The 10,174-nt window shown below is 47.6% G+C and carries 12 protein-coding genes and 1 pseudogene; all 13 read left to right on the top strand.

Annotated features, from left to right (window positions below):
• Positions 1-290 precede the first annotated feature (290 nt).
• Positions 291-902: a recombinase family protein gene (locus FE784_RS39970; protein ID WP_139607878.1), complete on the top strand. Its 612-nt coding sequence runs from the start codon at positions 291-293 to the stop codon at positions 900-902.
• A gap of 846 nt (positions 903-1,748) precedes the next feature.
• Positions 1,749-3,065, top strand: coding sequence for an ABC transporter substrate-binding protein (locus FE784_RS39965; RefSeq protein ID WP_176706871.1), 1,317 nt, complete (start codon positions 1,749-1,751; stop codon positions 3,063-3,065).
• A gap of 33 nt (positions 3,066-3,098) precedes the next feature.
• On the top strand, positions 3,099-4,481 hold the full coding sequence (locus tag FE784_RS39960; RefSeq protein WP_139607876.1) for a hypothetical protein: 1,383 nt from the start codon (positions 3,099-3,101) through the stop codon (positions 4,479-4,481).
• Complete coding sequence (locus tag FE784_RS43070) at positions 4,366-4,785, top strand: hypothetical protein (RefSeq protein WP_425465600.1); 420 nt, start codon at positions 4,366-4,368, stop codon at positions 4,783-4,785. The genes FE784_RS39960 and FE784_RS43070 overlap by 116 nt, the downstream gene beginning before the upstream one ends.
• Positions 4,772-4,933 (top strand): hypothetical protein, encoded by a 162-nt coding sequence (locus FE784_RS41455; protein ID WP_176706870.1) that lies wholly within the window; start codon positions 4,772-4,774, stop codon positions 4,931-4,933. Before FE784_RS43070 ends, FE784_RS41455 begins: the two co-directional genes overlap by 14 nt.
• Before the next feature lie 254 nt (positions 4,934-5,187).
• Entirely contained in the window at positions 5,188-5,976 is a 789-nt protein-coding gene (locus FE784_RS39950) for a helix-turn-helix domain-containing protein (protein WP_139607874.1), read from the top strand.
• Positions 5,977-6,034: 58 nt separating this feature from the next.
• Positions 6,035-6,193: pseudogene (locus FE784_RS39945) on the top strand (GNAT family N-acetyltransferase); the annotation flags it as partial.
• Between the two features lie 303 nt (positions 6,194-6,496).
• A complete protein-coding gene (locus FE784_RS39940) occupies positions 6,497-6,844 on the top strand; it encodes a VOC family protein (RefSeq protein WP_139607873.1) in 348 nt (115 codons plus the stop codon).
• A 239-nt stretch (positions 6,845-7,083) separates the two neighbouring features.
• Positions 7,084-7,389, top strand: coding sequence for a PadR family transcriptional regulator (locus tag FE784_RS39935; RefSeq protein ID WP_281287217.1), 306 nt, complete (start codon positions 7,084-7,086; stop codon positions 7,387-7,389).
• Positions 7,389-7,736 (top strand): DUF1048 domain-containing protein, encoded by a 348-nt coding sequence (locus FE784_RS39930; protein WP_139607871.1) that lies wholly within the window; start codon positions 7,389-7,391, stop codon positions 7,734-7,736. The genes FE784_RS39935 and FE784_RS39930 overlap by 1 nt, the downstream gene beginning before the upstream one ends.
• A 9-nt stretch (positions 7,737-7,745) precedes the next feature.
• Positions 7,746-8,126, top strand: a complete 381-nt coding sequence (locus FE784_RS39925; protein ID WP_139607870.1) for a DUF1048 domain-containing protein — start codon at positions 7,746-7,748, stop codon at positions 8,124-8,126.
• Positions 8,110-8,868: an ABC transporter ATP-binding protein gene (locus FE784_RS39920; RefSeq protein ID WP_139607869.1), complete on the top strand. Its 759-nt coding sequence runs from the start codon at positions 8,110-8,112 to the stop codon at positions 8,866-8,868. Before FE784_RS39925 ends, FE784_RS39920 begins: the two co-directional genes overlap by 17 nt.
• A complete protein-coding gene (locus FE784_RS39915) occupies positions 8,868-9,638 on the top strand; it encodes an ABC transporter permease (protein ID WP_139607868.1) in 771 nt (256 codons plus the stop codon). The genes FE784_RS39920 and FE784_RS39915 overlap by 1 nt, the downstream gene beginning before the upstream one ends.
• Positions 9,639-10,174 lie beyond the last annotated feature (536 nt).

The raw sequence follows: 10,174 nt of genomic DNA, 5'->3' as shown, positions 1-10,174 counted from the left end.
TGACATAGAAAACTTATTAAACCCTTAGCTGCCTTATTATTGATGGGCGTGTTTCAATTCATTAGTTATTTATGGGATTGACGATTAACCTAACGGATAACGATAGTTGAATCACCAGCTAGGCCGTCGATTACTTCGATGGTCTTTTTGAATGTTCAGACTGTGTCAGAAAGCTGCTTTTCGGCACGCTCAAAAAGGGCTTGTTTCTATGTGCCAAAATACCATGAAATGAATTTAGGCATGTGCCATGATTTGGTTTGGTATTTTGGCACGAAAAGAGGTAGGGTTTTATGAAATTGGCATACGGCCGGGTTTCGGCCAAAGACCAGAATCCCGAACGGCAGCTTATTAAGTTCAGGGAGCTCGGAATTGAGGATCGATTTATTTTTGTCGACAAGCAGAGTGGAAAGGACTTTGACCGGCCGCGGTATCAGTCTATGCGCATGTTGATTCGTGAAGGCGATTTGGTGTACCTCGATGCGCTGGATCGGCTTGGCCGTGACTATGACGGCATCATCAGTGAGTGGAAGTACATAACCCGAGAGAGGAATGCGGATATTGTTTGTCTGGATAACGAGACTTTATTTGACTCCAGGAAATTTAAAACGATGGGTGATTTAGGGAAGTTGCTCGAGGATCAGTTTTTAAGCATGCTGGCATACGTGGCCGAGCAGGAGCGCAAAAAAAACAGGCAGAGACAAGCGGAGGGAATTGAGGTTGCCAAAGCGGAAGGGGTGAAGTTTGGTCGACCGAAGGTCGAGATCGATGCGGGATTCGTTCTCGTCTACGATGAATGGAAGGCTGGGGAGATGACAGCTACAGCTGCTATGAAGAAATTGAATATGAAGCACATGACGTTTTATAGGCGTGTCAATGAATACGAAAGCAATCGTCTTTGTTGAACTCCCATGGAAGAACGGATGTACGGATGTACTTTCATAATCTGTGGTGCTGCCTGCGGCATGGATGGCTAACGGGCAGGATAATGGAAAACACCGGAGTATATGCTAAGTAACAAACGAGGAAAAGAATAAAGGATCACGTCAAAGTCCAGCAGGGTTAACTTCTACATGTTGAATAAGCTGTTCATGGGATTATTACAATCATAAACTGTCAAGGGACAAGAACTTGTATGCTTCGGACTCCGCGAAAATCGCGGACTTTTTATTTTAAGAATATAGGTTCTTGTCCACGGCCCTTCAACGTGAATTAACCGGAGCGTTTTTTCAATTTTTGTTGAGCAGTTCCGACATGACCACGATCTTCAAATCGTACGAAACGGAGAACAATGAAATTCTCCACCATATCAAGAACATATACATTGCCGTATGTAGCTATTCCGACATTTTCGATAGCCAACTGGGAGAGCGGCTACCCTATATGGGAATGATCGAAATATTGCAGTAAAAGAAGACATCACCCTTCGAGTCGAGGAAGATGTTTTTTTAGCTGTTTCCCGACAAGAACATCTATGCTTTGAAATCCGCGTAAATCCGAAGGCACCTCGGTCGACGGCCAAATAACCCATGCGTCATATACCGATTCGGAGTTTTCAAAATCCGCCTGAGGCCCATTTTAATGATAATTAATGCCCCGGATCTTCTCTACTTCCCGAAAACGATGCAAAAAAGTACACAAACTGTATAAAATGCGATATGGAGGCTGGCAATACTCCCAACTTATAATGATCATGAGATGCATAAATATGCATAGCAGTTTTCAATCAGAATATGATGGAGGGGACGATTATGTCAGGTAAAGCAAAGAGAAAGCGCTACCTCAATAGCGGACTTACCACAGTACTCGCCTTTGCTGCGCTGTTGTCAGCTTGCCAGGAAGGCGGCAATTCGGGAAAATCCGAATCGTCAAGCGTTAAGCCGGAAGAACTGCCACCGGCAAACTTGACCATATTCAGCACCAGCGGATGGTCGCAGGAAGCGTTTGACGATCGGTTCGGCAATTTGCTTCGCAAAAAATTTCCGCAGCATACGATCACCTACCAGTCGGGAAAAAATTACGACGATCTGATTTTAACGGGTTCCAAAGTGGATATAGTTTGGGAATCGATTGCCGCTTACTCAAACGCGCGGCCCTACAACATCCAGTACGATATGACTGAGCTGATCGAACGTCATCAGGTGGATCTGTCCCGCATCGATCTCACGTTCATTGATGCCATGAAAACGATGGGGGATGGCAAAATCAACGGATTGCCCGTACTCAACAACACACTTGGTCTTTACTACAACAAAGACTTGTTCGACCAGTTCGGGGTACCGTATCCGAAGGACCATATGACATGGGACGAGGTTTTGGAGCTGAACAAAAGACTGACCATTGCAAATAACGGTACTACCTATGTGGGTCTCGCTTTTTTGCTCGAGCATTTCCTGCGCCTGAACTCGTTCTCACTGCCCTATGTCGAAACCGGTACGCTGAGGGCTTCATTCGACAAAAACGACAGATGGAACATTCTGTTCGATACGTTGACGCGAGCAACCTCTGTTCCGTTATATCGCGATACGATTACCAGCTCAAAAAAAATACCGGATACCGTCAGTTTCTTCAAAGACCGCAATTCCGCGATGTTAGTCGGGTTGGTAAACTCGCATCTTACTCAGGACGTATCTGGTTTGAATTGGGACATAGTATCTTTTCCAACGTTCAAGGAGGCGCCAAACGTTGGACCACAAGCATCCCCGACTATTTTCGGAATAGCGGCAACAAGTGATCATAAGGATCAGTCGATGGAGCTAATCAAATATTTGATTTCCGACGAATTTCAGATAAGTGTATCTCGTTCGGGCGCACTCCCGGTCGTGAACTCGCCGGAGGTAGTGAGCGCATTTGGAAAGGAAACCGCTTTCACCGATAAAAATTTAAAAGCGGCATTCTCCAGCAAACTTGCGCCGATTTCCGCCAAAACGATTTATGACGGCGAAGTTTGGAAAGTGGTGAATAAAAATACGATGCCACTTGTTACAGGCACAACGGATTTGAACACAATGCTGCGCTCGACGGAAGAAGAAGCCAACGCGATCATTCAATCGATGAAAATTAAATAAACTATAAATATACATCCGTGGAGGGAAACAAAAATGCCAGCTGAAAAAAAAATCGATTTGCAAGTCATGATGGAGTTGAATGTCGGCCAGCCAATCGAATATTTTCGCACAACGCCTATCGAGCTGGGTACCGGAATGCCACGTGCTTTCCTGAGTTTTTATAGTGCCAATTACGACATCGACGCCTCCTACCAAATGTTCTGCTATCCAAAGGATACGCTGAAAATGATCGTCTACACGGAAAACGGCGACGTTTTGTGGAAACGCGACTTGGGACCGGGTGTAGTTCCGGGCCACCCATTTTGCAACTTTTTCGCTTTCGATCTTGATGGCGACGGAGTGGATGAAATTTGGTTCGTCAACAACCGCGATCCCCTCCATCCGTTTAATTTGTTCGAATATTGTCTCGAACGCGTCGATTCTGAAACGGGGGAGACAATCGGACAATGGCCTTGGCCGCACAACGATACACATCAACCAATGTCCCACGTATTCCGCAATCATATATTTGGCGGATACGTACGCGGAGAACCTGTGCTGATTACCGCTCAAGGCACCTATGGGCCAACGTTTTTTCAAGCCTGGCAGTCCGATATGTCACTGCGCTGGGAACGGAACATCAACCCGGGCCATGATGGTCCGGCGGGCAGCCACGTGTTCCCCGTATTCGATATTAACAAGGATGGGGTCGACGAATTCATGTGGGGCGAACGATGCATCGAAATGGATACCGGCAGCACGTTGTTTACGGCGGATGGGGAATCCTGGAGAGGCCATTCGGATATGGTGCAGCCGGTTTATGACTCCGCGAACGAGCGCTGGCTCATCTACACGAACAGGGAAAACAAATCGGTGCAAGGGCCGCGCGTCAACCTCTACGACGACCGTGGTGAGCGGGTTTGGGGCGCAATCGAGCAGGGTCACATTCACAAAGGATGGATCGGCCGAATTGGAGCCAACGGAGAATTGATCGCAACCGCGGGTAAAATCGGGGGACAAACCAAAACATTGGCAGGCCGTTTCTACACCGGGGTGGAGACTTTCACGTTTGATGCCCTGACGGGTCAGCCTTATCCGCTGCCATACGATACTTTCGATACCGCCCCAATCGATTTCAACGGAGATGGCATGCATGAGATTGTATGCGGCGTTACTGGCGGAGACGCCCGGGTAATCGACCGCTTCGGTAATCCTGTGCATACGATCGGCGGACGGGTCGCGCTTTGTTCCAAGCTGATCGACCATCCCGGCGAGCAGGTTCTAACTTATTACCGCGACGGGAAAGTGAGGATTTGGGCGGATGCAAACGCGGAAGATTGCGAGGCGGCAAAAAACAGGTATCGGCATCCGTTTTATCGGGCAAATCGCAAATTCCCGACAAAGGAATACGTTGTTTGTATGCTGGGGGGCATCTAACCACTTTGCTTTGTTTCAAGGAGACGTTTCGTTGGAGCAGACGGACAGTGGAATCAAGCCTTGGCGAATTCCGTACAAGGAGTACAGTTTGTTTCCGCCGAGCGGAATTAACAATAGGGCCCATCATTCAGCCGGAGTCCGTCTAGTCTTCGAAAGCGATACGACGGCCGTCACGATAGAGGTCGAACCGCTGGAGTTTTCAGTCCAATTTGATCTGGTATGTGGCGAGACACTAATTGTAACGAGTCATCTGGAGCCAGGGGAATCGCTCATTACATTCGCTGGACGGATTGACCATTTTTGACGAGACGTCCGCCGAGCATTTGCCGGACAACCTTCACCCGAACGGACAAGGCTATGCGATCATGGGCCAAAATTTTGGGGACAAGGTGATGGAGCCCATTGCGGAGCAATACGGCCTGCTCGAAAAACGGGACGTCGCAAACCGTTGAGCTGTCCTCATCGAAGGCAAGAGCAAAGACGCCGCAGAGCTACCGTTCGGGCGTCTTTGTCATTTCAGCGTCTAAATCTTTGCGTACCTGAAATGAACAGCATCCTGTGGTCAATTTGATCAGCTATGCACATTTATGCATTGCATGTACACGTAACGTCGGAAAGATTGACAGTCACCATGCCGTAATTTATATTGATTTTGTACTTTTTTGCATGGCATTCGAAGAACGAGGGAGGAAGGGGGGGACGTACGATGCTCATGAACAGTCCAATCCGGGTAATCAATCATCATTACAAAGGGCCGCAGGCGGATTTCGATCATTCGGAGTCCGCGTACGATGCCTGGGTCATCTTGGCCGTCGATCGGGGCGTATTCGAGTACAGGGTCGGCGAAGAAACAGGGCAAGCCACCTTTGGTGATATTGTATTCTGTCCTCCTGGCACCTCACTTCACAGGCGCTCGTTAGAGCCGCTCTCTTTGTATTTCCTGGTGTTCCGTGAGAACGGCATGGCGTACAACGAAGACCGAGGCGAATCCGCATTCACAATACCGATCGGCAAGGTTACACTACACGACCATGCTCGGCTAGCTTCCAACTTCGCATATATCCGCCAATGTGTGCTTCCCCGGGACAGCGTGCACAGACAGTTTCTCGCTCACGTCGTCTTCGATTTGATTTTTATCTGCGCTGTCGAAAAACAAAAGGTTGTCAAGCATGAAGATCCGTTCATTCAGAAGGCCGCCGATTTTATTCGCAACCATTATCGAGAGGAGTTGCGGCTTCAGGATGTCGCCGACCGCTTCGGCTTCCACCAATCCCAGTTTACCCGCCGATTTCGCACCGCGATCGGGATGAATCCCGGCCAATATTTGACCCTACTGCGACTCGATAAGGCCCGTTCGCTGCTCCTTGAAACAGACTATACGATTGATGCGGTGGCTGCATACAGTGGTTTTCAATCCGGCTTTTACTTAAGCAGGGTGTTTACGGCTCACATGCAGATGAGCCCTTCGCAATATCGGAGGCGATATCGAATATAAAATTTCATTTGATGTTTTGAAGGGACAAGAACATATATGTTAGTTTTCGGATTTAGCGGTATGTAAGGAATGTCAGAAAACTGGTGTTGGAACAGAACTTGTTGAGCGTTTACGGGAACACTTAGGAGAAGAGGTTTCTTTATTATTGCTTTCTGCACCGACTGCAATGGAATATTACCCACACCTTGGCTTTGAAAAGACAGAAAAAGCATTTTGATACCGAGAGCAAAGTAATGAATTACGGGTACGAGAGTTGAATGAACGGACATTCCAGTGTAAATGGTACGGGTAGATGGAGGGAAAGTGAATCGTCTTACCGTCGGAGGTCTCGTGGACGTTACGTTCGACCCGGCTACCATCAATCGTCGACCCAAAATGAAAAAGGATCAACCAGCAAAGAGCTGGTTGATCTCATAATACGAACGGGCAGCATAGTTGAAAAAGGAACTTAAATTTATATCTCGAATATCTACTGTAATCGGATAGCTAAAAATTTGATGGCAGATAGGAGTTAGATACAATGATAAAAGGTTTCGGAGGAATATTTTGGAGAACAAAGAATCTTGAAGTAGTAAAAAAATGGTACAGTGAAGTGTTGAAGATTGAAATAGAAAATTGGAATGGGACTGTGATAAAACCCCAATTAGGAAATGAGACTATCTTTTCTTTCTTTACCGAGAATGACAGTTATTTTCCAACAGAACAACAAGTGATGTTAAATTTCCAAGTTCATAATCTAGACGAGACTATTAAGCATCTTGAACATATTGGTGTACCTCTTGCAAAGAAAAAAGAGATTAGTGAATTTGGAAAGTTTATTTGGATTGAAGATCCTGAAGGCCGACTGGTCGAGCTTTGGGAGAAATAACGAGTTGTAATTCATTTGCTACTACACTCTAACGGGATACGATAGCTCAATGAAACGCGAAGAACGGCAGCCGGTCAAATGGCTGCCGTTTTTTCAACTAACGAGGAGTAAAATCCGTGTCGAAGCAAATGCTATTGACAGACCAACTACTACGTGTTACTCTATAGCAGTAGTAAGTAACACTTGATACCAGTCATACAGAATAGCAAGGAGTGATTGTGCTGGAAAACCTAACGGAAATGCTCAAAGGGGCGCTTGAGGGCTGTGTCCTTGAAATTATCAGCCGCAAAGAAACCTACGGCTACGAAATCACGCGGCGGCTGAACGCCCTCGGCTTCACAGATGTTGTGGAGGGAACGGTGTACACCATCCTGATCCGGCTTGAAAAAAACAAGTTGGTGGAGATCACCAAGAAGCCCTCGGACATGGGACCGCCGCGAAAGTTTTTCGCGATTAACGACGCGGGGCTCGAGGAGCTGCGGAGGTTCTGGGAAAAATGGGAGTTCGTATCATCAAAAATTAACGAGTTAAAGGAGAAAAAATAATGAATTTTTGGGAAAAAATCACCGGCAGTGACATGACTAAGGAAATGAAAGCTTTTGAATCGCGGGCCAAAAAGCTGCCGGCTGATTATCAAGCGGCATGGGAAAAAATTAATGCCAATCTTTGGCCGCACTCCGATTTCACCGGTCGCAACCTCATGCCAATTCTTGACGGTGTGCTCGGCCTGCTCGAAGAAACCGCAGCGGACGGTCAAAGTGTCCAAGAGGTTTTGGGTGACGATATCAAAGGCTTCTGTTCAGCGCTTGCCGGCGAAGAAGGGGCAAGGTCTTTACGCGACAAGTGGCGCGAGCAGCTCAACCATAATATCGCTAAAAAATTAGGTAAATAGGAGGATAACATGAGAATCCAAGATATCATCAAAGGCAAAAAAGAGTGGCTAGCGCACGTGGCGCGTGTCAAAGCCCTCCCGCAAGATTATCAGATTGTTTATAAAGAGATTCAAAAATATCTTTTTAAGGTCGGCCCTGTTGAGCTAACCAACGGGACGGGTTTGCTCTCTGGGATTATCGATCTTTTTGAAGAGGGCGCGGCCTTGGGGAAAGGCGTGCTCGAAGTGACGGGCAGTGACGTAGCGGCTTTCTGCGACGATCTAATCAAAGATTCAAAAACTTACGCTGACATCTATCAAGAATCTGTTGACCAAGAAGTTAACAAGGCCATGAAAAAGGTTTCGGATAAATCAAAGAAAGGGGGATATCGCGATGGAAAAGGCAATTGAAGTGAAAGGTCTGCGAAAGTCTTTCAAGGACACAGAAGTTTTAAAGGGCGTCGATTTTGAAGTGAAGCGAGGTGAGATTTTCGCCCTGCTTGGCTCCAACGGCGCGGGCAAGACGACGATTGTCAGAATCCTTACCACGCTGCTCAAACAGGACGGAGGCAGCGCCACCGTAAACGGATTTGACGTCGCGTCAAAACCCGAGAATGTACGGCATGCGATCAGTCTGACCGGGCAATTTGCCGCCGTTGACGAGATATTGACCGGGCGGGAAAATCTGATCATGATTGCCAAGCTGCGGCATCTGGATCATCCGCGTCAAGTTGCGGACGATTTGCTGAAACGTTTCGGCTTAACTGACGCGGCCGACCGTAAACCATCTATTTATTCGGGTGGTATGCGCCGCAGGCTCGACATCGCTTTGAGCCTCGTGGGCAAACCGCAGATCATTTTCCTTGACGAGCCAACCACAGGGCTTGACCCCGAGGCACGTATCGAGGTTTGGAAGATAGTAAAGGAGCTTGCCGAAGGCGGCACGACGGTATTCCTGACAACGCAGTATTTAGAGGAGGCCGAGCAGCTTGCCAACCGAATTGCCATTCTGCACGAGGGCAGGATTATCGCCAGCGGCACGCTCGCGGAGCTGAAACAGCTGTTCCCTAAAGCGAAGGTAGAGTATGTTGAAAAACAGCCGACATTGGAGGAAATATTCCTCGCAATCATCGGTAAAAAGGAGGCCATCTAATGGAGACGGCAAAAAACCATTTTTTCAGCGATATGAGCGTGATGCTCGGACGTTCCATGCGCCATATTTTCCGCAGTATGGACACCATCTTCACCGTCTGCATCACTCCAATTGCAATGATGCTGCTGTTCGTTTATGTGTTTGGCGGCGCAATCCAAGCCGGTACGGATAACTATGTGAACTTCCTGTTGCCTGGTATACTGCTTATGGCTATTGCCAGCGGGGTGGCCTACGTGGCTTACCGCCTGTTTTTGGATAAGCAACGGGGCATCATTGAGCGGTTCCACTCGATGCCGATTGCGCGTTCCACTGTACTGTGGGGGCACGTGCTGACCTCGGTGGTATCCAATGTCATTTCTGTTGTCGTCATCATTCTCGTAGCGCTCATTATGGGCTTTCGCTCGTCGGCAGGGGTACTGTCTTGGCTTGCCGTAGCAGGTATACTCGTGCTGTTTACGCTGGCTTTGACTTGGGTCGCGGCCATTGCCGGACTGTCCGCAAAAACGGTGGAAGGAGCAAGCGCCTTTTCCTATCCGTTGATCTTCCTGCCTTTCATCAGTTCTGCCTTTGTGCCGACCGAGACGATGCCGTCAGTCGTACGCGTCTTTGCCGAAAACCAGCCGGTGACGTCTATCGTAGAGACCATCCGTGCACTATTGTCAAGTCAACCGGTAGGCCATCATATCTGGGTCGCTTTAGCGTGGTGCTTAGGGATAATGATCGTCGCATATCTATTTGCGGTGCGCGCATACAAACGGAATGCAGCTTAGTGAAGTGATGTTCTATTACTCCTTTTATATCGAGGTAAGGGGCATTAAAGATAACCAGGGAGCAGACTGCCACAGGTGGCCTGTTTTCTTTTTTATTGAAGTAGGCGTCAAATCGTAAGGCACGAATTAGCATGTATCCGTGACCCCTCCCACACGGTAATAAAATCCATTACCATTAGATTATACCCCTGAATGCGTTGGTATTATATATGATTCCGAGGGACGGGTACGATAGTGGAGGAGCTCCTACCCGGCAGCTCCTTTTTTATGTTTGTTGAAGTAACGGACAGGATAGCAAAAAATAGGACGAAATCCTCTTTTACATCATGTATCAATAATTGGTAAGATTGGCACATGAAACAGCAAGGGAGCAGCATGATGCTTGTACTTCTTCGCGGTTCACTTAAATCCGGTAAAATAACGGAATTCAGTTTAGTATGTTAGGATGACTGCAGCCAGAGGTGACAACTTTACGCTGAGGCAGTAAAACATGCCGAACAAGCAAATACTATCATAGCTGGCTGTGCTGATGATAT

The organism is Paenibacillus hemerocallicola, assembly GCF_006265175.1.
GTDB classification, from domain to species: domain Bacteria; phylum Bacillota; class Bacilli; order Paenibacillales; family NBRC-103111; genus Paenibacillus_AB; species Paenibacillus_AB hemerocallicola.
This window is presented reverse-complemented; position numbering and strand designations above follow the sequence as displayed.

What these genes read in the sequence shown, in the direction of transcription:
- FE784_RS39970 (WP_139607878.1), top strand. Translation starts at nt 291, where the DNA reads ATGAAATTGGCATACGGCCGGGTTTCGGCCAAAGACCAGAATCCCGAA.
- FE784_RS39965 (WP_176706871.1), top strand. Translation starts at nt 1,749, where the DNA reads ATGTCAGGTAAAGCAAAGAGAAAGCGCTACCTCAATAGCGGACTTACC.
- FE784_RS39960 (WP_139607876.1), top strand. Translation starts at nt 3,099, where the DNA reads ATGCCAGCTGAAAAAAAAATCGATTTGCAAGTCATGATGGAGTTGAAT.
- FE784_RS43070 (WP_425465600.1), top strand. Translation starts at nt 4,366, where the DNA reads ATGCAAACGCGGAAGATTGCGAGGCGGCAAAAAACAGGTATCGGCATC.
- FE784_RS39950 (WP_139607874.1), top strand. Translation starts at nt 5,188, where the DNA reads ATGCTCATGAACAGTCCAATCCGGGTAATCAATCATCATTACAAAGGG.
- FE784_RS39940 (WP_139607873.1), top strand. Translation starts at nt 6,497, where the DNA reads ATGATAAAAGGTTTCGGAGGAATATTTTGGAGAACAAAGAATCTTGAA.
- FE784_RS39935 (WP_281287217.1), top strand. Translation starts at nt 7,084, where the DNA reads ATGCTCAAAGGGGCGCTTGAGGGCTGTGTCCTTGAAATTATCAGCCGC.
- FE784_RS39930 (WP_139607871.1), top strand. Translation starts at nt 7,389, where the DNA reads ATGAATTTTTGGGAAAAAATCACCGGCAGTGACATGACTAAGGAAATG.
- FE784_RS39925 (WP_139607870.1), top strand. Translation starts at nt 7,746, where the DNA reads ATGAGAATCCAAGATATCATCAAAGGCAAAAAAGAGTGGCTAGCGCAC.
- FE784_RS39920 (WP_139607869.1), top strand. Translation starts at nt 8,110, where the DNA reads ATGGAAAAGGCAATTGAAGTGAAAGGTCTGCGAAAGTCTTTCAAGGAC.
- FE784_RS39915 (WP_139607868.1), top strand. Translation starts at nt 8,868, where the DNA reads ATGGAGACGGCAAAAAACCATTTTTTCAGCGATATGAGCGTGATGCTC.